Source organism: Methylobacterium sp. 1973, assembly GCF_040545035.1.
Classification (GTDB): Bacteria; Pseudomonadota; Alphaproteobacteria; order Rhizobiales; family Beijerinckiaceae; genus Methylobacterium; species Methylobacterium fujisawaense.
Window position 1 is genome coordinate 137063 of record NZ_JBEPLA010000002.1, and the last position, 20616, is coordinate 157678.

Here is a 20616-nt window from a genome sequence, read left to right on the forward strand (position 1 = left end):
CGTGCGGGAGAGGGTTGGGGTGAGTGACGAGAGGCTTCAGGGTCGACGCCCCGGCAGGACGCGCCCCTTTCCGGCAGACCCGACCCCTCACCCTGTCCCTCTCCCGCACGGGAGAGGGGACCCGCGCTCCCTTCTGCGGCCGCGTCGCCGTCCACGCTGTGTGGATCCGCAAGCCGCAGTGACCGGGGGGCCGTGATGGAGGCGGCGCTCGCGGGCAGCCGCGGCCGGGCCGAGCGGCCGGAGGGCCCGCGGGAGCGCGTCGCCCGCTGGAGCGCGGGCTACCGCCCCGCCCCCGGCCGGCCGGACGAGTTCCTGGGCCCGGACGGCGCTCCGCGCGGGGCGTGGCCGCGCCTGCTCGACCGTCTCGGCGGCCTCACCGAGCCGGAGATCATGGCCCGCTTCGTCGCGGCGGAGCGGCACATCCGGGACGCGGGCATCTCGTTCCGCATCGCCGGCGACCAGCGGGAGCATCCCTGGCCGCTGGGCTGCCTGCCCCTGGTGATCGAGGGGTCCGAGTGGGCGGCCCTCAGCGCCGGGATCGTCCAGCGCGCGGAGCTGATGGAGGCGATCCTCGCCGACGTCTACGGGGATGGAAGGCTGGTCGCCGAGGGATTGCTGCCCGCCGCGATCGTGGCCGGCACGCCGGAGTTCCTGCACCCGCTCCACGGCGTCACGCCCCCCGGCGGCCATTACCTCAAGCTCTACGCCGCCGATCTCGGCCGGGGCCCGGACGGGCGGTGGCAGGTGCTGGCCGACCGGACGCAGGCCCCCTCGGGCCTCGGCTGGGCGCTGGAGAACCGGATGGTCCTGGCCCGGACCTTCCCGGACTTCTTCCAGGACCTCCACGTCGAGCGCCTGCCGGCCTTCTTCCAGGCCTTTCGCGATGGCCTGGCGCTGGGGGCCGAGCGTGTCGACCCGCGGATCTGCCTGCTGACCTCCGGCCCCTACAGCAGCACCTATGTCGAGCAGGCGGCGCTGGCCCGCTATCTCGGCCTGATGCTGGTGGAGGGCGACGACCTCGTCATGCGGGACGGCCGCCTGCACGTGCGCACCGTCTCGGGCCTGAAGCGGGCCGACGCCCTGTGGCGGCGGATCGACTCCGACTTCCTCGATCCCCTGGAGCTGAATCCGGCTTCGCGGCTCGGCGTGCCCGGGATCCTCGAGGCCCTGCGCAACGGCTCCCTGGTGATGACCAACATGCCGGGCTCGGGCCTCGTCGAGTCGGCCGCGCTCGCCCCCTATCTCGACGGCATCGCCCGGCGCGTTCTCGGCGAGCCCCTGCGGCTCGGCCATCCGCGCACGTGGTGGTGCGGCGACCTGGAGGGCTTGGCGCACGCCCAGGCCAACCTCGACAGCCTGACCCTGCGCCCGGCCGCCACGCCCCAGCGCGGGGCGGGGCGCGACGCGATCCTCGCGGGCCCGGTCCTGGCGGCCGAGCGGGAGCGGGTCGTCGCCGCCCTGCGCGACCGGCCCTTCGACTACGTCGCCCAGGAGGCCGCGCCGCTCTCGACCATGCCGGGCTGGGAGCGCGGGCCGGACGGCCTCGTCCTGGTCCCCCGCCCCTTCGTGGTCCGCGTCTTCGCCACGCGGACGCCGCTCGGCTGGCAGGTCATGCCCGGCGGCTTCTGCCGGGTTTCCGAGCGCGAGGACGTCGACCCGATCGAGCTGCGGCTCGGCATCCGCTCCGCCGATGTCTGGGTGCTGTCCGAGAAGCCGGTCGCCGCGCCCCTGATCGGCACGCAGGCGGCCCCGCGGGTGCGGCGGGTCGGGGGCCATCTCCCCGCCCGGGCCGCCGACGGCCTGTTCTGGCTCGGACGCTACCTGGAGCGCGGCGAGGCGGTGATCCGGCTGGTGCTCGCCCATCTGCGCAGCGTCGGCGACGCCGTCGGGACCGACATCTCGGGCGCCCTCGACACGCCCGCGGCCCTGGCGCTCCGGGCCCTCCTGCACGAATGGGGCGCCATCGGCGCGGCCGACCTGCCCACCGCCCGCCTCGCCCTGGAGGCGCTCGCCGGGCGCGATCGGCCGGGCTCGGCGCGGTCCCACATCCTCGCGGCCCGCCGCAACGCCGCCGCGCTCCGCGCCCGCCTGTCCGGCGAGGCGTGGCGGGTGCTGGCCGACCTGAACGAGTTCCTGTCCCTCAACACCGAGCGGGCCTTCACCGAGTCGCAGCTCGCCGGCCGCGCCGAGCGGGCCCTGAGCCAGCTCGCGGCGCTCGCCGGCCTCACCCACGAGAACATGAGCCGCGCCGAGGGCTGGCACTTCATCGAGCTCGGCCGGCGCATCGAGCGGGCGATCAACACCGGCGCCTTCGCGCTCGCCTTCGCCAACGACGAGGCGACGCCCGGCTGCCTCGGGGTGATGCTGTCGCTGTGCGATTCGCAGATCAGCTACGGGCGGCGCTACCTGCAGGGGGCGGCCCTCGATCCGGTCCGCGACATGGTGCTGCTCGATCCCTACAACCCGCGCTCGATCGCCTTCCAGGCCGAGGCGATCACCCGGCACCTCGCCGACCTGCCGGCGCTGGCCGCGGACGGCATCCCCGAGCCCCATTGCCGCCTCGCCACCCGGATCCTGGCGGAGCTGCGCAGCGGCGAGGCCGCGGATTTCGACGCCGTGCGCCTCACCGCGCTCGCGACCGACCTGGAGCGGCTGGCCGACGGCATCGCGGCCCGCTACTTCCCCACCGGGCCGAACGCGCTGCGCCCCGAGAAGCTGACGGGGCTGGCGTGATCTACACGCTGCGCCACCGCACAACCTACCGCTACGGGCGGCCGGTGCACTTCGCCCGCTGCACCCTGCGGCTCAAGCCGCAGGAGGGCGAGGGCCAGAGCGTGCTGGCGAGCGCCGTCACGATCGACCCGAGCCCGGCCCGCGCGGTGATGCGGCGCGACTATTTCGGGATCGAGGCCGTGGCGATCACCCTGGAGGCGCCGCACACCACCTTCAGCGTCGAGGCGCTCTCCACCGTGCGGGTCGAGCGCCCGGCCCCGCCGCCGCCGGAATCCGGCATGGCCTGGGAGCGGGTCCGCGACGCCGTGGTGGCCGGGCGCGACCTCGCCGGCCGGGCGCCGGTGCATTTCCTGTTCCCGAGCGGCCGGGTGCCGCTGCTGCCCGCGATCACCGACTATGCCCGGCCGAGCTTCTCCGCCGGCCGCAGCGCCTACGGGGCGGCCCACGACCTGATGCTGCGGATCGGCCGGGACTTCCGCTTCGATGCCAAGGCCACCACCGTCTCCACGCCGCTCGCCGAATCCTTCGCGCTCCGGGCCGGGGTCTGCCAGGATTTCGCCCACGTGATGATCGCGGCGCTGCGCGGCATGGGCCTGCCGGCGGCCTATATCAGCGGCTACCTGCGCACCGTGCCGCCGCCGGGCCGCCCGCGCCTGCGCGGGGCGGATGCGAGCCATGCCTGGGTGGCGGTCTGGTGCGGGGACGGCTGGCTCGGCCTCGACCCGACCAACGGCGTGCCGGTGCAGGACGACCACATCGTGGTGGCCCGCGGCCGCGACTACGGCGACGTGGCCCCCGTGGACGGCATCGTCAGCGGCTCGGGCAAGCAGCGCCTCAAGGTCGAGGTCGACGTCATCCCCGATACCGAGACGCAGGATCTCGCTCTGGTGGGGTGAGGGATCCCGGAGCGGCCCGCCGGCTGGTGCCCGAAACGTCCACCCCCCTCGGGATGAGGCAGCGGGTCGGACAGGCCGGCGCCCAGACTCGTCCCTCACCACATCGTCTTGGCCGCCCGCTCCGGCCATTCCGCGTCGTAGCGCTGGCCGCCGACCGCGCCTGCGGTGAGCGCCGCCAGGATCGACCCGGGCGTCGGCAGGCTCGCCGGATCGACGCGGGCATCGGGATCCCACAGCTTGGCCCGGATGATCGCCCGGGCGCACTGGAAGTAGATCTCCGCGACCGTGATCACGATTGCGGTGCGCGGCGCGTGGCCGTCGACCCGGAACGTGGCCAGGAGATCCGGATCGGCCGAGATCACCGCCCGCCCGTTCACCCGGAGCGTCGTGCCCGAGCCCGGGATCAGGAACAGCAGCGCCACCCGCGGATCGCGCACGATGTTGCGGAGCGAGTCGATCCGGTTGTTGCCGCGCCGGTCGGGCAGGATCAGCGTGCGCGGATCGGCGACCCGCACGAAGCCCGGCTGGTCCCCGCGGGGGCTGCAATCGAGCCCTTCCGGGCCGCTCGTCGCCAGCACCGCGAAGGGCGAGGCCTCGATCAGCGCCGCGTAGTCCGGCGTGACCGAATCCGCCACCTTGGCGGTGGAGGCGGCCGCCGGGGGCGCGGTGTAGATCGCCTCCAGGGCGGCGAGGCTGTCGACGACCATCACGCCCTCCTGCGGTCCTTGCTCACGCGACCTTGGCCGTGCCGGCCACGAAGGCTTCGTGCTCGGCCACCAGCGCGCCCGAGAGGGCCGCCTCGATCAGGCTCCGGGTCTCCGCCACGCCGTAGAGGGCCACGAAGGAGCCGAAGCGGGGTCCGCGCGCCTCGCCGAACAGCACGTTGTAGAGGCTCGTGAACCACGCTTGCGACACGCCGGGCCGCCCGTCCGGGCTCTTGGCCTTGCCGGACGTGTCGGGGAAGTGGCGCCGCCCCACCTCGTAGACCGCCGCCTGCAGGGCCTCCGGATCGGTGGAGCCGGCATGGTCCCTGAGGGTCTCCGACAGATCCTCCAGGGCCGCCCGCTCCTCCGGGGTCGGCGCCCGGTAGGTCTTGGCCGGCCGCACGAAATCCGAGAAGTATTTCAGCGCGTGCTTGACCAGCCGGTCGAGGCCCGGATGGGTCTCCGGCCCGGTCTGCGGCGCGTAGCGGCGGATGAAGCCCCACAGCACCGCCGGATCCTCGGTGTTGGCCACCGCGGCGAGGTTGAGCAGCATCGCGAAGGTCAGGCTCGCGCCCTCGACCGTCTCGGGCTCCGGCGGGGTGCCGGCGTGCAGGTGCCAGACCGGGTTGCCGAGGCGGAGCTTCGCGTCCTGGCCGGCATAGCGGTCGAGGAAGCCGATATACTCGTCCACGTGCCGGGGGATCACGTCGAAGAACAGACGCTTGGCCTCGCGCGGCTTGTTATACATGAACAGGGCGAGCGATTCCGGCGTGCCGTACTTGAGCCACTCGTCGATGGTCAGGCCGTTGCCCTTCGACTTCGAGATCTTCTGGCCCTTCTCGTCGAGGAACAGCTCGTAGTTGAAGCCCTCCGGCGGCTCGCCGCCGAGCGCCCGGGCGATCTTGGCGGAGAGCTTGACCGAATCGATCAGGTCCTTGCCGGCCATCTCGTAATCGACGCCCAGTGCCACCCAGCGCATCGCCCAGTCGGGCTTCCATTGCAGCTTGGCGTGGCCGCCGGTCACCGGGGTCTCGTAGCGCTCGCCCGTGGCGGGATCGCGCCACGCGATGGTGCCGCTGCCGGCGTTCACCGCGTCGATCGGCACCTGCATCACGTGGCCGGTGACCGGGTGGAGCGGCAGGAACGGGGAGTAGCTCGCCGAGCGCTCGGCCCGCAGGGACGGCAGCATGATCTCCATGACGGCGTCGTAGCGCTCCAGCACCCGCAGCAGCGTCGCGTCGAACACGCCCGAGCGGTAGCATTCGGTCGCCGATCGGAACTCGTAGGCGAACCCGAAGGCGTCGAGGAAGCGGCGCAGCTCGGCGTTGTTGTGCGCCCCGAAGCTGTCATGGGTGCCGAACGGGTCCGGCACGCGGGTGAGCGGCTGGTTGAGATGGCCGGCCAGCATCTCGCGGTTCGGCACGTTGTCCGGAACCTTGCGCAGCCCGTCCATGTCGTCCGAGAAGGCGATCAGCCGGGTCGGCACCGCGTCGCGGGTGAGCACCCGGAAGGCGTGGCGCACCATGGAGGTGCGGGCGACCTCCCCGAAGGTGCCGATATGCGGCAGGCCCGAGGGGCCGTAGCCGGTCTCGAACAGCACCTCCGTCTTGCCGGATTTCTCCAGCCGCGCCACGAGCTTGCGCGCCTCCTCGAAGGGCCAGGCGGCGGCGTTGGCGGCGGCCTCGATGATGTCGGGGTCGAGGGTCAGGGCTGGGGGGGCGGCTTGCATGTCTTCGGGGATGAACGCGAATTGGGAGCGCGCACCCTAGAGCGGTTCGCATCGGAGCGGAACGCCTGACGGTGCAATGCGGGGTTCCATCGCGCGCCCGCGCTCGTGGCCTGAGCTCGTGGCCTGAGACTGCGGCGCCCGGCTCCGCCGCCCCGTCCGGCATGAACTGGTCGACGGCGGCATCATCGCCCAGGAAGGAAGTCCGTCAGAACGGGCTTACCGGGAAGAACCGCAGGTACAATTCGGTGTACTTGCCGTCGTCCCAGACCCGCTGGAGCGCGTCGTCCAGGGCCCGGGAGAGGGCGGCGTCCTCCGGGCGGGTGATCAGGCCGATCCCCTCCCCGAAATAGCGGTTCTCCAGATAGTCGCCGCCGATGAGCGCGCAGCACGCCTCCGCGTCCTGGCCGCCGACATAGAGGGCGAGGTTCAGGCCGTCGGCGAACAGGTAGTCGATCTCGCCGCGCTTGAGCGCGCCCTCGGCCGCCGCCAGGTCGGTGAAGTCCTTGGCCACGGCCTTCGGGAAGAACGCCTTCAGGTAGGCCGCATGGGCGCTGCCGGCGATGACCCCGACGCTGCGGCCGGCGAGCGCCGCCGCCGAGGGGACGGGCAGGCCCTTGTCGGTCCGGGCGGCGAACCGCGCCGGCCAGCGGAAATACGGCCGCGTCGCCAGGAATTTCTGCCGCAGCGTCGCCGTCAGGGGAATGGCGGCCGCGACCACGTCGCCCTGCCGGCTGTCGAGGGCATCGAGCAGGGTGTCGAAGCGGCGCGCCTGCACCGTGCAGGTGATCGTCAGCTTCTCGCAGACGGCGCGGGCGAGCTCGACCACGAAGCCCGTCGGGTTGCCGTCGGGGCCGGCGAAGTGCAGCGGCGGGAACTCGTCGTCTGTGAGGAAGCGGACCGCCCGGCCGGTCTGGGGCGCCTCGATCCGCTCGCCCCGGCTGCGCGGGTTCCAGAAATCCGGCACCGTGACGGCGGGGGTGGCGGTGACACCTGTGGCCTCGGCGGTGGCACCGGCTGCAGCACCGGCGGGCGCGGCCGGGGCCGCGAGGAGCGCGGCGGCGAGCACGGCCGCCATGCACCGGGATGGGATGTGTGTCCTATCGCCTCTTGACGATCGGGAGGGGGTGGTGCTCCTCTCGGAGCGTGGGGGCGGGGACTGGCTCACCCTCCTCCTCTACCACGTCCTGGGGCCACCGGGGGAGCGCGGCGTGTCGGTCCAGCGCCCGCCCGCGGGGCCGGCGGCCCTGCCGTCGGAGATCGCCTTCCTGCTGGCCGAGGGCGTCGACGGCCGGCTGCTGGTCCGGGCGGCCGCCGCGGCGGCCGCGGCCGGGACCGACGCGGCGACCGCTCTGCTGAATGCCGGCCTGATCGCCGAATCGGCCTATTACGAAGCCCTGGCCCGGGCGCTCGGCGCCCCCTACCTCGACGGCCCGATCCCGTTCGGCCTGGGCCTGCGCTTCCCCGACAGCCTGGTGGCCGGTCTCGCGCCGCTGGCGCCGGGATCGGTGTCGCCCTGGGTGCTGGCGCCCCGGGGCCGGGCGATCGCGGACCTCCTCGACGCCCCGGGCCGCGCTCCGTGCCGCGCCGCCATGCCGGCGATCACCAGCCCCACGCGCCTGCGCGAGGCCGTGTTCGCGGCCATCCCCGAGCAGGTGGCGGATCATGCGGCGCACGACCTGCGGCGGCGCGCGCCCGAGCGGGCGACGGCCCCCGAGCCCGCCCTCCGCTGGCTGCTGGTCCTCGCCCTCGCGGTCACCGCCGCGCTCTGCCTGTGCGCGGCGCTGCCGCCCCCGCTGACGCGCGCGGTGGTGATCGCCGGGCAGATCCTGTTCCTGGCCATGGCGGCCCTCCGGATCGCGGCCCTCGCCATCGCGGCCCCGGTGGAGCCGGAGGCGGTGGCGCCCCTCGCCGAGGCCGACCTGCCGGTCTACACGGTCCTCGTCCCCCTCCACCGCGAGGCGGCGGTGGTGCCGGACCTGCTCAGGGCACTCTCCGCCCTCGATTATCCGGCCGCCAAGCTCGACATCAAGCTGCTGCTCGAGGCGGACGACGCGGAGACCGCTTCCGCCCTTCCCCGGGACACCCTGCCGGCCCGGTTCGAGGTGATCGCGGTGCCCCCGGGCGGCCCGCGCACCAAGCCCCGGGCGCTCAACGCCGCGCTGCCTTTGGCCCGCGGCGCCCTGCTCACGGTCTACGACGCCGAGGACGTGCCCGATCCCGGACAGCTGCGGCTGGCGGCCGCCCTGTTCGCGCGCCTGCCCGCGCGCACCGCCTGCCTCCAGGGGCGGCTCGTGATCGACAATGCCGGCGATTCGTATCTCGCCCGCGTCTTCGCCCTCGAATATGCCGGCCTGTTCGACGTGCTGAACCCGGCCTTCGCCCGCTGCGGCCTGCCGGTCCCCCTCGGCGGCACCTCGATGCACCTGCGCACCGCGGTGGTGCGGGCGCTGCACGGCTGGGATGCCCACAACGTCACCGAGGATGCGGATCTCGGCCTGCGGCTGGCGCTCGCGGGCTACACCGTCGGCGACCTGCCCAGCCCCACCTTCGAGGAGGCCCCCGCCCGTCTGGGACCCTGGCTCGGCCAGCGCACCCGCTGGCTCAAAGGTCTGGTCCAGACCAGCCTCACCCACGGGCGGCGCCCCCTCGACACCGCACGCAGCCTCGGCGGCCTGGAGACGCTCTGCGCCGTCGCGCTGGTCCCGGGGACGGTGGCCTCGGCGCTCGCCTACCCGGTCTGCCTCGTCGCGGCGGCGTGGTCCTTCCTGGTCCTGGAGATCCCGGCCGCGCCCGCCTTCCTGGACAACCTGCCCACCGGGCTCGCCATCACCCTGTTCGGGACGGGGCTCGCCGCCCTGGTCCTGCCCGCCCTCGCCGGCTGCGCCCGGCGCGGCTGGGGGGACCTCGCCCAGTCGGTCCCGTGGATGCCGGTCTACTTCCTGCTGGTCAGCCTGGCCGCGTGGCTGGCGCTGATCGAGCTGGTCCGCGCCCCGCTGCGCTGGAACAAGACCCGGCACGGCCTCGCGCGGACCTCCCGCAGCGGGCGGCGGGCCCGGCGCGGGCGGCCTGCGACACCCTGCGACACGGCGCGCGGGCCGGACGGCGGCGCATGCGCCTCCGCTTGATCTGGATCAGTCGCGCCGACCGGCGGCACCGCTCACGTCGGCGCCCGGCTCGTGCCCGCGCCCCGGGCGGCCGGTGATTCGCCTCGCGGCGGCCCAAGCGATGCCGGCCTTCTGCCTCCGACACACCCTCGAGCATGCGGACGGCCGCTGCGGCCTCGCTTTCGCCAGCGACCACCTGGAGGCGGACGGCGTGGAGGCGGCGATCCGTGGTGCCCGGGAGCTGGGCCGGACCGCCAGCCCCATGCTCCTGACCGGGGCGCGGTGCTGACGGATTCGGTCGGCCGGATCCTCTGGTCGTTCACCCTGGCGCTGGCCCGGGAGCCGCTCTGCGTCCGGGCGACGCGCTGACGGCCGCCGGAGTCGGATGCCCCCGGGGCCCGCGCGTCGATGGCCCGCTGGCGCGGCCGGACCTGCATCGCGATCCCGAGGGGCACGCCGGCGGGCGGATTTCCCTGCGCCGCGCCATGCTCTAACGCCATCCGCATGAGCGAGACACGCGATGCGGGCCGGCCTGGGCCGGGCGGGGCGAAGGCGGCGGGTGCTGCGGAGGAGGCGCCTCTGAGCCGGCTCCTGCGCCTGATGGCGACCCTGCGCGATCCCGTCGCCGGCTGCCCCTGGGACGTGGCGCAGAGCTTCGCCACCATCGTGCCCTACACGATCGAGGAGGCCTACGAGGTCGCCGACGCGGTGGCGCGGGGGGATCTGCGCGACCTGCGGGACGAACTCGGCGACCTGCTGCTCCAAGTGGTGTTCCACGCCCGCATGGCCGAGGAGCAGGGCGCCTTCGCCTTCGACGACGTGGCCCGCGCCATCGGCGACAAGCTGGTCCGGCGCCACCCCCACGTCTTCACCCCGGACGGCACGCCCCTGCCCGCCGGCTCGCCCCTGCGCGATCCGGCCCAGGTCGAGGCCCAGTGGGCGGCGATCAAGGCGCAGGAACGGGCGGCCCGGCAGAAAGAGCGGCAGGAAGAGCGGCAAGAGGCGCGGCAAGAGGCGCGGCAGGACACAGGCGCCGCGCCGGATCCGGCGCCGGACTTGCTCGGCGGCGTCGCCCGGGCGCTGCCGGCCCTCGCCCGGGCGGAGAAGATCTCCCGGCGGGCGGCCGCCTACGGCTTCGACTGGGACGAGGCCGCCCAGGTCGTCGACAAGGTCCGCGAGGAGACCGACGAGGTCGCCGAGGCCCTGGCGGCGGGCGACCCGCAGGCCCTGTCCGAGGAGATCGGCGATCTCCTGTTCTCGGTGGCCAACCTCGCCCGGCACGCCGGGATCGACCCGGAGACCGCCCTGCGCGACGGGACCGCCAAGTTCGAGCGCCGCTTCGCCGCCATGGCGCGGCACCTCGCGGCCTCCGGGGGCGCCCTCGGCCGCTCCGACCTCGCCGCCATGGAGGCGGCGTGGCAGGCGGCCAAGCGCGACGAGGCGGGGGGTGGGCCGTAGCGGCGCGTGGCCCGGATCCGAATCGGGCGACCGCCTCGCGAGATCCGCGACCGGGACCTTCGTCTGTCCGCGTTCGAGCGGCGCTGTCAGGCCGCGCCGCTCGAACGCCCGCGGCCCGATCTGCGGGCTCGTCGCGGCGGATCCGCCGGGCTCCGCAACGGTGATCCGACGCGTTGGCGTTCCGGCCGCCGGGCGTTAAACCCGCGCCATGTTCGATGATGCAGCCGCTCAGCGCTATCTCGCGGGACTGGCTCCCGTGGCGGCGGGATCGGTGCGCTGGCTCATCTACGATCACGACCGGCAATGGGTCTCGGTCGTTGACGGCAATCTCGTGTCCCTGCGGCAGGATTGCCTGCATGTCCTCGGCGCCTCCGCGGAGGCGGACGCCACCGCGTCCCTCGTCGATGCGATCCGCGACTTCCTCGCCGAAGGGACGGATCGCACCCCGCAGATCGTCGCCCTCTCGTGCGCCGTGCTGATGCAGAGCGTCGGGGATCTCGACGCGGTGTTCGATCGGATCCGGTCCGGCGTCATGGCAACCCTCGTCTATGCCGAGGACGTCGTGGTCAGGCCCGTCGCCGCGTAGGGCAAATCGGCACTGCCCGTCCTCGCCGCCCGGCACTCCGGCGACGGCGGCCTTCGCGGCAGCCGGGGGCGGCTTGATCCCGCGAGGCACCCGCGCTCTCGACAAGGGGCTTCCGGGCGCGCGTCGGCGGACCGCCGACGCCGGGATTCCCGCTCCGGACGCGCCGGCTCGGATTGAAGGAACCTCCCCCGTCCAGGTTCCGAGGCCGAGCGGTGCCACGTTCCTGATCGACCGCGCCGCGATCCGCGCCGGGGTTACCCGCGGCGATCCTCCGCGGCTCCCCGGCGCGCCGAGGGCTCGACACGGGGCGGTCCGCGGATATGTTCCGCGCATGCGCTTCGCCCTGCCCGTCCTCGCCGCCCTCGCCGTCACCGCCGCCCTGTCCCGGCCCGCCGCGGCCGAGACGGTCGTCCAGGAGCGGTTCGGCTGCCACAGCCAGGAGGTCACCGACCGCCTGTTCAAGCTGGTCATGGCGGGCGACGAATCCGGGTTCGGGCAGTTGCTGAAGGGCAGCCTCGCCAGCGGCGAGTGCCGGTCCTTCAAGCCCGGCGAGGAAGTCCGGCTCGAGTCCCGGACGATGAGCTACGGCTGCCTCGCCCTGAAGGACGCGCAGGATCGCTGCTACTGGACGCCGCTCAGCGCCATCGAGAAGGCGAACTGAGCCGGGCCCGGCCGGAGGGCGGCCCCGCTGTCCGGCACCCGCGAGGGGCGCCGGGCCCCGTGGGCGATCAGGCGCCCTTCTTGCCCTTGCCCTTCGCCGGTTCCGCCTCGCCCTCCCCGGCATCGGCCGCCGCGTTGATCGTCCCGGCGATCCGGGAGAGCAGCGCGTCGGTGGTCTTCTCCTCCTGCAGGGTCTCGTCCAGGAGCTTGGCGGCATCCGCGTAGCCGAGCTGCGCGGCCCAGGTCTTCAGGGTGCCGTAGCGGGCGATCTCGTAATGCTCCACCGCCTGGGCGCAGGCGGCCAGAACCGCGTCGGCGGCCGGGCTGCCCGCGAAGTCGTCGAGGTCCTCCTCCATCTCGGAGACGATCCCCTGCATCGCCTCGCAGGTCTTGGCCCGGGCCGGCTTGCCGATGATCTCGAAGACCTGCGTCAGGCGCTCCACCTGCTGGGCGCTCTCCTCCGCATGGGTCTCGAAGGCTTGGCGCAACGCGTCGTGCTCCGCCGCCTTGGCGGACTTCTTGAGCGCCTTCACCGACTGCTTTTCGGCATAGTAGACGTCCTTCAGGGTCTCATAGAAGGCGTCCTGCAGCGTCTTCTGCTTGGCCATGGCGGTCTGTCTCCGTTGAAGGGCCACCGTCGGTGTCGGCGGCCTCCTCGGTGAACCCCGGTCCGGCCGGCTGTATCCGGGCGATATCTTCGGCCTGTGGAGGAACCTTTCGGGGTTTCGAAGGCGCCCCCCACCGCGTCGGGCAGAGACGGGCGGGCCCGGGTCGCGACGCGTCGGCCTGTCGTCCGCCGTTCGGGGCCGGGGGGCGGTCTTCCGGGCCGCCTGGCGGCCGGTCCATCGCCCGGGATCCTGTGATCAGGGCCTGCCGGGATCCGGGGATCCGGGGATCCTGTGATCAGGGATCCCGGATGGGGGCCTGCGCGTCCCGTCCCGGTGGCGTCGGCGGGCGCTGCGGAGCGCGGGCGGTCCGGGGCGCGCCGCCGGCGGATCCGCGGTCCCCGACGAACGGCCAGTCGATCAGCCCGCCGGCCCAGAGCGCCGCCCAGACGAAGACCGGCTGAAACGCCAGGCGCGGGCCGTGGTACCACCAGGAATCCGGGATGCCGGCGATGGCGATGTGGTCGAAGGCGTGCTTGAGGTTCGCCGGGTAGACGCAGACCGCGTAGAGGGCGAGGCCGAGCGCGGCCGCCCGGCGGAACCGGCCCGTCAGCAGGCCGACGGCGCCGGCGATCTCGCACAGGCCGGTCGCCAGGATGACGAGCCGCGGCTGCGGCACCCAGTCGGGCATCAGCGGCAGCATCGCGTCGGTCGCCACGAGATGCACCACCCCGATGAAGGCGTAGAGGGCCGCGAGCCCGTAGCGGAGCCGGCGGCGGCCCGTCTCGACCGCTTGCCCGGTCACGCGACGGACTCCTCCGCCACCCCGCAGGCGCGGGCCACCGACTCGCGGAGCGCCGCCCTGAGGCGGACAACCGCCGGGTGCCCGAGGCTGGCGAAGGCCGTCTCGCCCACCGCCGTCACGGGGGCGAGGAGCCGCAGGGAATTGGTCAGGAACACGGCCTCGGCGCCCATCAGGTCGGGCAGGCTCAGCGACCGCTCCTCCGCCCGGAGCCCGCATCCGGCGGCGAGCGCCAGGATCTCCGCCCGCACGATCCCGGCGAGGACGCCGTCGGTCAGCGGCGGCGTCACCAGGATCTCCCCGAACAGGCCGAACAGGTTGCCGGTGCCCGCGCATGCGACGCGTCCCCGGGTGTTGCAGAACAGCGCCTCGTCGAACCCCGCCGCGGCGGCGTCGCGGGCGGCCAGCACCGCGTCGCCGTAGCCCAAGGTCTTCAGCCGGGCGGCCGGGGACGTGTCGTTGCGGGCGATCGAAGTCGGCCACAGGCGCAGGGGCGCGAAGGCCGCGCTGCGGGCGCTCGGCGCCGCGGTGGCGAACAGGGTCGGGCTCGGATCCTCCGGCGGCTTCAGGCCGCGTGGGCCGGAACCGCGGGTGAGGGTGGTGCGGATCGCGAGTCGCTCCCCGGTCCTGCTCCTCGCGCCGGCCAGCGCCCGCATGGCCTCCCGGATCCGGTCCGGCGCGGCGGGGATCCCCAGCGCGTCCGCGGAGGTCACGAGCCGGGCGATGTGGGCCTCCGCGAAGGCGACCCGGCCGCCCAGCGCCAGCGCCGTGTCGAACAGGCCGTCGCCCAGCGTCAGGCCGCGGTCGGTGAGGTCCAGCGGCGCGGTCGTCCCCGCGACGAGGGCGCCGTCACGCCACAGCATCGCGCTGTCCCTCCCGCCAGGCCCGGGCCAGCCCCAGAAAATTGGCGAACAGGGCGTGGCCGCCCTCGGTCAGGACCGATTCCGGGTGGAACTGGATGCCGTAGGTCGGGTGGGTCCGGTGCGACAGGGCCATCACCTCGCCCTCCTGCGAGACCGCGTCGACGGAGAGGTGCTTCTCCATCTCGGGGCCGGGGGTCACCACGAGCGAGTGGTAGCGCCCCACCGGCATCGGCGCCGGCAGCCCGGAAAACAGCCGCTCGCCCGTATGGGCGATCGGCGTCATCTGCCCGTGCAGGGGCCGCTGCGCCCGCGCCACCGTGCCGCCGAAGGCCGCGCCGATCGCCTGGTGGCCGAGGCAGACGCCGAGGATCGGCACCGCCCCCGACAGCTCCCGGATCGCCGGCAGGGAGATGCCGGCCTCCGCCGGGGTGCAGGGGCCGGGCGAGACCACCAGGGCCTCGGGGGCCAGCGCCCGGATGCCGGCGACGTCCAGGGCGTCGTTGCGCACGACCCGGACCTCCTCGCCCAGCTCCTCCAGGTAGCGGACGACGTTGAAGACGAAGGAATCGTAGTTGTCGAGGACGAGGATCATGCGAAGGCCTCGAAGACGCGGGCGGCCTTGGCGAGGGTCTCGTCGTATTCCGGGCCGGGCTCCGACAGCAGGGTCACCCCGCCCCCGGCCTGCAGGACCGCCTGTCGGTCGTCCATGAACACCGTGCGGATCGCGATCGCGGTATCGAGCGCCCCGTCGAAGCCGATCCGGCCGATGGCGCCGCAATAGAGTTCCCGGGCGTCGCCCTCGATCTCGGTGATGATGTCCATGGCGCGGATCTTCGGGGCGCCGGTGATCGAGCCCCCCGGGAAGGTCCCTTCCAGGAGGTCGAGGGCGTCGAGCCCGTCGCGGAGCTCTCCGGTCACCACCGACACCAGATGGTGGACGTTGGCGTAGGTCTCCAGGCCGCAGAGCGTCGGCACGGCGACGCTGCCCGGCGCGCAGACCCGGGACAGATCGTTGCGCAGCAGGTCGACGATCATGACGTTCTCGGCCCGCTCCTTCACGCTGGCCTGGAGCGCCTCGGCCGCCGCCCGGTCGGCCGCCGGGTCGTCCGAGGGGTTATCCGCGCGGCGGGCGGTGCCCTTGATCGGCCGGGTCTCCACGTGACGGCCGTCGAGGCGGATGAACCGCTCGGGCGAGGACGAGGCGACGGTCAGGCCCTCCAGCTCCAGATAGGCGCCGAAGGTCGCCGGGTTGGTGGCGCGCAGCCGCCGGTAGAGGGCGAACGGATCGAAGCCGGCCGGGAGATCGGCGGTGAAACGCTGGGCGATGTTGGCTTGGTAGATGTCGCCCGCCCGGATGTATGCGCGGACCTTTTCGACGGCCTTTTCATAGGTTTGTCGGTCGAAGTTCGAGCGCCATGTGAGCGGCTCCGGCGCTCCGGCGGCAGCCGCGCTCGGGATCTCCGCGCCGCCGAGCCGGTCGGCGAATCGGGCGAGCCGCGCCTCCGCGCGGGCCTGCCGCTGGGCCGGTGCGGTCTCCGGGAACCCCGTGGCGACGAGCCGGCAGGTGCCCGCGGCGTGATCGATCACCAGGGCCGTGTCGTAGAAGTTCAGGGCGATGTCGTCGGTGAGCCCCGCCCGCCGGGCCGGCGGCGCCACCCGTTCCAGCGATGCCCCGAGGTCATAGGCCAGATAGCCGATCGCCCCGCCGGGGAAGGGTTCTTCGGCGTCCGGTTCGATCCGGTACGGCGCGAGGCACGCCCGCAGAGCCGCGAAGGGACCGCCCGGCACCGGATTTCCGTCGAGGGTCGCGTGCCCATCGCGGTAGCGGAAGCGTGCGAACGGCTCGGCGGCCACGATCGAATGGCGACCCAGGGAGTCGTGCCGCATGGCACTGTCGAGGAAGGCGAGCCCGGGCAGGGCGCGCAGCCGGGCCGCCGCCGCGACGGGATCGATGAAGGGGATCTCTCGGGTCCACATGACCGGGTTCGGGCTGTTGTCCTGGGCGAGGGCGGGGCAGATCCTGTCACGCTGCCGTCGCACAGGCGATGCCGCGGGGGAAGCGGCAGTTGCACGCAGGGACCGCCCCGGGGGGCAGACAGGGCGTGCTTCCGACGCAGACCGCGTCCCCGCGGCTTCATGTGGGATGTCAGGGCAGGCGCGCAAAGTCTTGGTCAAACAGCCAAGTTTCCGGTTCTGCGTCAGCGGCGCGCGCCGGTCCGGTCACCCCTGCGGCGGCCGGTCTCGCGCGGCGGCGCGGGAGCTTGTATAGGAACCGCGATCCCGAATTCCCGTCCTCGCGCTTCGGGCGACCGATCCTCGGTTGCCCGCGCCGGGCCTGTCCGACCCGAATGCCATGACCGCCACGCCTGCTCCCCGCGGCCCCGCTTCCGGAGCCGAATCCAAAATCACGGCCCCCAAGATCTCGTTCGTGTCGCTGGGCTGCCCCAAGGCGCTGGTCGATTCCGAGCGGATCCTCACCCACCTGCGCGCCGAGGGCTACGAGCTGGCCCGGCGGCACGACGGCGCCGACGTGGTGATCGTCAACACCTGCGGCTTCCTCGATTCGGCCAAGGCGGAGTCGCTCTCGGCCATCGGCGAGGCCATGGCGGAGAACGGCCGGGTGATCGTCACCGGCTGCATGGGCGCGCAGCCGGAGGAAATCCGCGAGAAGTATCCGGATCTCCTGGCGGTGACCGGGCCCCAGGCCTACGAGTCGGTGGTGGCCGCCGTCCACGAGGCGGTGCCGCCGGCCCACGACCCGTTCCTCGACCTCGTGCCGCCGCAGGGGATCAAGCTCACCCCGCGCCACTACGCCTACCTGAAGATCTCGGAGGGGTGCAGCAACCGCTGCAGCTTCTGCATCATCCCGTCCCTGCGCGGGAACCTCGTGAGCCGCCCCGCCGCCGACGTGCTGCGCGAGGCCGAGAAGCTGGTGAAGGCCGGCGTGAAGGAGCTGCTCGTCGTCTCGCAGGACACCAGCGCCTACGGCGTCGACATCCGCTACGCCGAGAGCCCGTGGCGCGACCGGCAGGTCCGGGCCAAGTTCTACGACCTGACCAAGGAGCTCGGCGAGCTCGGGGCCTGGGTGCGGCTCCACTACGTCTACCCCTACCCGCACGTGGACGAGGTCATCCCGCTGATGGCCGAGGGCAAGGTGCTCCCATACCTCGACATGCCGCTCCAGCATGCGAGCCCCTCGGTGCTCAAGCGGATGCGCCGCCCCGGCAACCAGGAGCGCCAGCTCGACCGGATCCGGAGCTGGCGGCAGATCTGCCCGGACCTCGCGATCCGCTCGACCTTCATCGTCGGCTTCCCCGGCGAGACCGAGGCCGAGTTTGAGGAGCTGCTGGCCTGGCTGCAGGAGGCCAAGCTCGATCGGGTCGGCTGCTTCGAGTACGAGCCGGTGGCGGGCGCCACCGCCAACGCGCTCGGCGACCTCGTGCCGCCGGAGGTCAAGGCCGAGCGCAAGCGCCGGTTCATGGAGACGCAGAACGGGATCGCGCTGCGGCTCCAGCGGGCCAAGGTCGGCAAGCGGCTGCCGATCATCGTCGATGCCGTCGAGGGCGGGGTCGCGCGGGGCCGGTCCAAGGCCGACGCGCCGGAGATCGACGGCACTGTCCACGCCGCCTTCCGGCGCCCGGTGCGGGTCGGCGATATCGTCACCGTGAAGATCGACCGGGCCGAGGCCTACGATCTCTACGGCAGCGTGGCCTGAGGCGGCGCGCCGTAGCGACTTTCCAAACCGCGCCCTCATCCTGAGGTGCCGGAGCGCAGCGGAGGCCTCAAAGGAGGTCTCCAGAAGGCACGGCGATCCCTGGAGCCCTCCTTCGAGGCCCGCTGCGCTCCGGCACCTCAGGATGAGGGCGCGGGTGGGACATCTCTGTTGACGCAATGTCCAGCGCGGCTTGACCCCGCCGGCCCGCCGCGCTTTTTCGGAACAGAGTAGGAACCCACGGCGGATCTCCGAGGCGGCGATGGATCCGGAGGTCGCGCTCCGAAAAATCATCCACATCGACATGGACGCGTTCTACGCCTCCGTGGAGCAGCGCGACGACCCGTCCTTGCGCGGCCTGCCCCTGGCGGTGGGCGGCTCGCGGGAGCGGGGCGTCGTTGCGGCGGCGAGCTACGAGGCGCGCAAGTTCGGCGTGCGCTCGGCCATGCCGTCGGCCACGGCCCGGCGGCTCTGCCCGGACCTGCTGTTCGTGAAGCCGCGCTTCGAGGTCTACCGGGCGGTCTCGGAAGAGATCCGCGCGGTCTTCGCCCGGCACACGCCGCTCATCGAGCCGGTGGCCCTCGACGAGGCCTATCTCGACGTCACCGAGAACCTCCTCGGTCTCCCGACGGCGACGGCCGTGGCGAAGGCGATCCGGGCCGAGATCCTGGAGCGCACCGGGCTCGTCGCCTCGGCGGGGGTCTCGTACAACAAGTTCCTCGCCAAGGTGGCGTCCGACCACAGGAAGCCGAATGCCCTGTTCGTCATCACCCCCGCCATGGGGCCGGACTTCGTGGCCGAACTGCCGATCGGCCGGTTCCACGGCGTCGGTCCGGTCACCGAGGCGAAGATGAAGCGGCTCGGGATCGAGACCGGGGCGGATCTCCGCGCTTGGTCGCCCGAGCGCCTGCGCGAGACCTTCGGATCGGCGGGCGCCTACTACCACGCGGTCGCCCGCGGGATCGACGCGCGGCCGGTCCGCGCCCACCGGGTGCGCAAGTCGATCGGGGCGGAGACCACCTTCTCGGAGGACACGGCCGCCTTCGAGGTTCTGGCCGCCCGGCTGGCGCCGCTGTTCGACAAGGTCTGGACCGGGGCCGACGCCAAGGGCATGCGCGCCCGGACCGTGACCCTGAAGCTGAAATTCTCGGATTTCGCCCAGGTCACCCGGGCGAAATCGCTCACCGTTCCCGTGGCCGACCGGGCCAATCTGGAGCGGATCGGCCTCGACCTGCTCGCCGGCCTGTTCCCCCTGCGGCGCAGCGCGCGGCTGATCGGGGTGTCGCTGTCGGGCTTCGCGCAGGACGCGCCCGAGGCGCCGCTCCAGCTCGGGCTGGCGCTCTGACGGGGCACCCCGTCGCGGGGCGGCGCCCCGTCGCGGGGCCCTGTCGCGGAGCGCCGTCGCGCGGCCCGCGCTGATGCGACGCGGGATCGTCGTGCGGTCGCGCACGCCGGGCCCGCGCGGCCGCCCCCACATGGGATCCATCCGGCGCGGACCGGCATTCCCCGGGACCGCGCGCACCGAAGGGTCCGTCCCATGTCGAAGCCCGCCGTCCTGGCCCTGTCCGCCGCGCTCCTGCTGACCGTCCCGGTGGACGCCGCCCGCGCCGACGGCACCGCCGCCTTCGGGGCCGCCAACGCGGCGCAGCTCCTGGGCTACACCGCGAGCCCCGCCCAGCTCTACGTCCCGGCGAGCGGCCCATCCGCCGGGTTCGCGACCGGCCCGGCGCCCCAGCGGCCGAAGCCGCCGGCCCGCGCCCGCTGACCGGGATCGCCCGGGCCGGGCCGGCCCGGGCGTGCCGTCACCCCGGCTCGGTCAGGCGTTCTTGCGCGGCCGGTGGTCCGGGTCGACGCCGCCGTCGCGCTTCGTCTCGTTGTCGACGTCGCCCTCGAAGGTCGAATCCGCCTGCAGATCCGCGGGGTCGGCGCCGCTCATCCCCTTCGACGTGCCGATCCCGGGATTGCCCTTGAGGTCGGCGTCCGTCGGCGTGTCGGTCTTCGGGTGCTTGCCTGACATGCTGGCTCCTGACTGGCATCCTGCCGGATGCCGATGTCGGGCCAACGCGTCGGGGCGGGGGCGGTCTCCCGCGCGGCATGCGGCGGTTCGCCTCCCGCGCCCCGCGGCGCTCAGCCGATCTGCGCCGCCGCGATCCGGCGGACGCCCGCCGCCTCCATCCGCGCCCAGGCCTGCGCCAGCGACCCGTCCACGTCGATCCCGCGCACCGCATCCTCCACCACGAGGACCTCGAAGCCGGCGTCGCGGGCGTCGAGCGCGCTCCAGGCGACGCAGAAATCGGTGGCGAGGCCGCACACGGCGACGCGGGTGATGCCGCGCTCCCTGAGCGCCCCCGCGAGGCCCGTGCGCGTGGCCCGGTCGGCTTCGAGGAAGGCCGAGTAGCTGTCGACCCGGGGATCGAGCCCCTTGCGCACCACTAGGCTCGCCCGGTCGGTGGCAAGCCCCGGCGCGAAGGTGGCGCCTCGGCTGCCCTGGACGCAGTGCCGGGGCCACAGCACCTGCGGCCCGTAGGGCAGCACGATGGTCTCGAACGGCGCCCGACCGGGATGGGTCTCGGCGAAGGAGACGTGATCCGCCGGGTGCCAGTCCTGCATCAGCACCACATGCCGGAAGCGGTGCTGGAGCGCGTTGATCGGCTCGACCACCGCGTCGCCCCCCGGGACGGGGAGCGCCCCGCCCGGCAGGAAATCGACCTGCACGTCGACGACGAGGAGCAGGTCGGCGTTGCCGGGCGTCACGGTCGCGGGC

General features: G+C 73.6%; 20 protein-coding genes. 10 read left to right on the forward strand and 10 right to left on the reverse strand.

The features are described 5' to 3' along the window. The first annotated feature begins 195 nt into the window (after positions 1-195). Both ABIC70_RS04455 and ABIC70_RS04460 read left to right on the forward strand, forming a co-directional pair. On the forward strand, positions 196-2733 hold the full coding sequence (locus ABIC70_RS04455) for a circularly permuted type 2 ATP-grasp protein (protein WP_043357961.1): 2538 nt from the start codon (positions 196-198) through the stop codon (positions 2731-2733). Next, positions 2730-3629, forward strand: a complete 900-nt coding sequence (locus ABIC70_RS04460; protein WP_043357963.1) for a transglutaminase family protein — start codon at positions 2730-2732, stop codon at positions 3627-3629. The genes ABIC70_RS04455 and ABIC70_RS04460 overlap by 4 nt, the downstream gene beginning before the upstream one ends. A gap of 95 nt (positions 3630-3724) precedes the next feature. On the opposite strand, the gene ABIC70_RS04465 is transcribed toward ABIC70_RS04460, so the two are convergent. From ABIC70_RS04465 to ABIC70_RS04475, 3 genes are all read right to left on the reverse strand, one after another. Further along, positions 3725-4336, reverse strand: coding sequence for a pyridoxamine 5'-phosphate oxidase family protein (locus ABIC70_RS04465; RefSeq protein ID WP_043379707.1), 612 nt, complete (start codon positions 4334-4336; stop codon positions 3725-3727). Positions 4337-4358: 22 nt separating this feature from the next. Continuing rightward, a complete protein-coding gene (locus tag ABIC70_RS04470) occupies positions 4359-6062 on the reverse strand; it encodes a lysine--tRNA ligase (protein WP_043756775.1) in 1704 nt (567 codons plus the stop codon). Positions 6063-6267: 205 nt separating this feature from the next. Continuing rightward, on the reverse strand, positions 6268-7137 hold the full coding sequence (locus ABIC70_RS04475; protein ID WP_354438988.1) for a transporter substrate-binding domain-containing protein: 870 nt from the start codon (positions 7135-7137) through the stop codon (positions 6268-6270). 49 nt (positions 7138-7186) lie between these two features. On the opposite strand from ABIC70_RS04475, the gene ABIC70_RS04480 reads away from it, so the two are divergent. The 5 genes from ABIC70_RS04480 (at position 7187) to ABIC70_RS04500 (ending at position 11871) form a co-directional block, all read left to right on the forward strand. Continuing rightward, positions 7187-9187, forward strand: coding sequence for a glycosyltransferase family 2 protein (locus ABIC70_RS04480; protein ID WP_354438990.1), 2001 nt, complete (start codon positions 7187-7189; stop codon positions 9185-9187). 100 nt (positions 9188-9287) lie between these two features. After that, positions 9288-9455 carry a hypothetical protein gene (locus tag ABIC70_RS04485; protein ID WP_236952917.1) on the forward strand — a complete coding sequence of 56 codons (168 nt, stop codon included), beginning with the start codon at positions 9288-9290 and terminating at the stop codon, positions 9453-9455. A 215-nt stretch (positions 9456-9670) separates the two neighbouring features. Continuing rightward, positions 9671-10624: a nucleoside triphosphate pyrophosphohydrolase gene (gene mazG / locus ABIC70_RS04490; RefSeq protein ID WP_354438991.1), complete on the forward strand. Its 954-nt coding sequence runs from the start codon at positions 9671-9673 to the stop codon at positions 10622-10624. Positions 10625-10832: 208 nt separating this feature from the next. Further along, a complete protein-coding gene (locus ABIC70_RS04495) occupies positions 10833-11210 on the forward strand; it encodes a hypothetical protein (RefSeq protein WP_043379694.1) in 378 nt (125 codons plus the stop codon). A gap of 331 nt (positions 11211-11541) precedes the next feature. Next, entirely contained in the window at positions 11542-11871 is a 330-nt protein-coding gene (locus ABIC70_RS04500; RefSeq protein WP_043355615.1) for a hypothetical protein, read from the forward strand. A 67-nt stretch (positions 11872-11938) separates the two neighbouring features. Here the strand turns inward: ABIC70_RS04500 and ABIC70_RS04505 are convergent, their stop codons facing one another. The 5 genes from ABIC70_RS04505 to pabB all read right to left on the reverse strand — a co-directional run bounded on the left by ABIC70_RS04505 (position 11939) and on the right by pabB (position 16117). Then, positions 11939-12478 (reverse strand): YciE/YciF ferroxidase family protein, encoded by a 540-nt coding sequence (locus ABIC70_RS04505; protein WP_043756791.1) that lies wholly within the window; start codon positions 12476-12478, stop codon positions 11939-11941. A gap of 295 nt (positions 12479-12773) precedes the next feature. Further along, positions 12774-13280: a DoxX family protein gene (locus tag ABIC70_RS04510; RefSeq protein ID WP_354438993.1), complete on the reverse strand. Its 507-nt coding sequence runs from the start codon at positions 13278-13280 to the stop codon at positions 12774-12776. Beyond that, the gene (locus ABIC70_RS04515; RefSeq protein WP_179698609.1) at positions 13277-14140 is read right to left on the reverse strand and encodes an aminotransferase class IV; all 864 of its coding nucleotides are present in this window, start codon (positions 14138-14140) and stop codon (positions 13277-13279) included. Before ABIC70_RS04515 ends, ABIC70_RS04510 begins: the two co-directional genes overlap by 4 nt. After that, a complete protein-coding gene (locus ABIC70_RS04520; RefSeq protein WP_043379680.1) occupies positions 14127-14732 on the reverse strand; it encodes an anthranilate synthase component II in 606 nt (201 codons plus the stop codon). Before ABIC70_RS04520 ends, ABIC70_RS04515 begins: the two co-directional genes overlap by 14 nt. Then, positions 14729-16117, reverse strand: a complete 1389-nt coding sequence (pabB, locus tag ABIC70_RS04525; protein WP_354438995.1) for an aminodeoxychorismate synthase component I — start codon at positions 16115-16117, stop codon at positions 14729-14731. Before pabB ends, ABIC70_RS04520 begins: the two co-directional genes overlap by 4 nt. A 376-nt stretch (positions 16118-16493) precedes the next feature. On the opposite strand from pabB, the gene rimO reads away from it, so the two are divergent. The 3 genes from rimO (at position 16494) to ABIC70_RS04540 (ending at position 19617) form a co-directional block, all read left to right on the forward strand. Continuing rightward, a complete protein-coding gene (gene rimO / locus ABIC70_RS04530; protein ID WP_354438996.1) occupies positions 16494-17855 on the forward strand; it encodes a 30S ribosomal protein S12 methylthiotransferase RimO in 1362 nt (453 codons plus the stop codon). Positions 17856-18114: 259 nt separating this feature from the next. Further along, positions 18115-19197: a DNA polymerase IV gene (gene dinB, locus ABIC70_RS04535; RefSeq protein WP_354438998.1), complete on the forward strand. Its 1083-nt coding sequence runs from the start codon at positions 18115-18117 to the stop codon at positions 19195-19197. Between the two features lie 192 nt (positions 19198-19389). Then, positions 19390-19617: a hypothetical protein gene (locus ABIC70_RS04540; protein ID WP_179698611.1), complete on the forward strand. Its 228-nt coding sequence runs from the start codon at positions 19390-19392 to the stop codon at positions 19615-19617. 51 nt (positions 19618-19668) lie between these two features. On the opposite strand, the gene ABIC70_RS04545 is transcribed toward ABIC70_RS04540, so the two are convergent. Both ABIC70_RS04545 and pncA read right to left on the reverse strand, forming a co-directional pair. Next, complete coding sequence (locus tag ABIC70_RS04545) at positions 19669-19869, reverse strand: hypothetical protein (RefSeq protein WP_043350668.1); 201 nt, start codon at positions 19867-19869, stop codon at positions 19669-19671. Between the two features lie 110 nt (positions 19870-19979). Then, the gene (gene pncA / locus ABIC70_RS04550) at positions 19980-20606 is read right to left on the reverse strand and encodes a bifunctional nicotinamidase/pyrazinamidase (RefSeq protein ID WP_053608238.1); all 627 of its coding nucleotides are present in this window, start codon (positions 20604-20606) and stop codon (positions 19980-19982) included. Between the last annotated feature and the right edge of the window lie 10 nt (positions 20607-20616).

Bases quoted from the DNA above. Each gene is read 5' to 3' on its own strand.
- ABIC70_RS04455 (WP_043357961.1), top strand. From the start codon at position 196: ATGGAGGCGGCGCTCGCGGGCAGCCGCGGCCGGGCCGAGCGGCCGGAG.
- ABIC70_RS04465 (WP_043379707.1), bottom strand. From the start codon at position 4,336: ATGGTCGTCGACAGCCTCGCCGCCCTGGAGGCGATCTACACCGCGCCC.
- ABIC70_RS04470 (WP_043756775.1), bottom strand. From the start codon at position 6,062: ATGCAAGCCGCCCCCCCAGCCCTGACCCTCGACCCCGACATCATCGAG.
- ABIC70_RS04475 (WP_354438988.1), bottom strand. From the start codon at position 7,137: ATGGCGGCCGTGCTCGCCGCCGCGCTCCTCGCGGCCCCGGCCGCGCCC.
- ABIC70_RS04485 (WP_236952917.1), top strand. From the start codon at position 9,288: ATGCCGGCCTTCTGCCTCCGACACACCCTCGAGCATGCGGACGGCCGC.
- mazG (WP_354438991.1), top strand. From the start codon at position 9,671: ATGAGCGAGACACGCGATGCGGGCCGGCCTGGGCCGGGCGGGGCGAAG.
- ABIC70_RS04495 (WP_043379694.1), top strand. From the start codon at position 10,833: ATGTTCGATGATGCAGCCGCTCAGCGCTATCTCGCGGGACTGGCTCCC.
- ABIC70_RS04500 (WP_043355615.1), top strand. From the start codon at position 11,542: ATGCGCTTCGCCCTGCCCGTCCTCGCCGCCCTCGCCGTCACCGCCGCC.
- ABIC70_RS04505 (WP_043756791.1), bottom strand. From the start codon at position 12,478: ATGGCCAAGCAGAAGACGCTGCAGGACGCCTTCTATGAGACCCTGAAG.
- ABIC70_RS04515 (WP_179698609.1), bottom strand. From the start codon at position 14,140: ATGCTGTGGCGTGACGGCGCCCTCGTCGCGGGGACGACCGCGCCGCTG.
- ABIC70_RS04520 (WP_043379680.1), bottom strand. From the start codon at position 14,732: ATGATCCTCGTCCTCGACAACTACGATTCCTTCGTCTTCAACGTCGTC.
- pabB (WP_354438995.1), bottom strand. From the start codon at position 16,117: ATGTGGACCCGAGAGATCCCCTTCATCGATCCCGTCGCGGCGGCGGCC.
- rimO (WP_354438996.1), top strand. From the start codon at position 16,494: ATGACCGCCACGCCTGCTCCCCGCGGCCCCGCTTCCGGAGCCGAATCC.
- dinB (WP_354438998.1), top strand. From the start codon at position 18,115: ATGGATCCGGAGGTCGCGCTCCGAAAAATCATCCACATCGACATGGAC.
- ABIC70_RS04540 (WP_179698611.1), top strand. From the start codon at position 19,390: ATGTCGAAGCCCGCCGTCCTGGCCCTGTCCGCCGCGCTCCTGCTGACC.
- ABIC70_RS04545 (WP_043350668.1), bottom strand. From the start codon at position 19,869: ATGTCAGGCAAGCACCCGAAGACCGACACGCCGACGGACGCCGACCTC.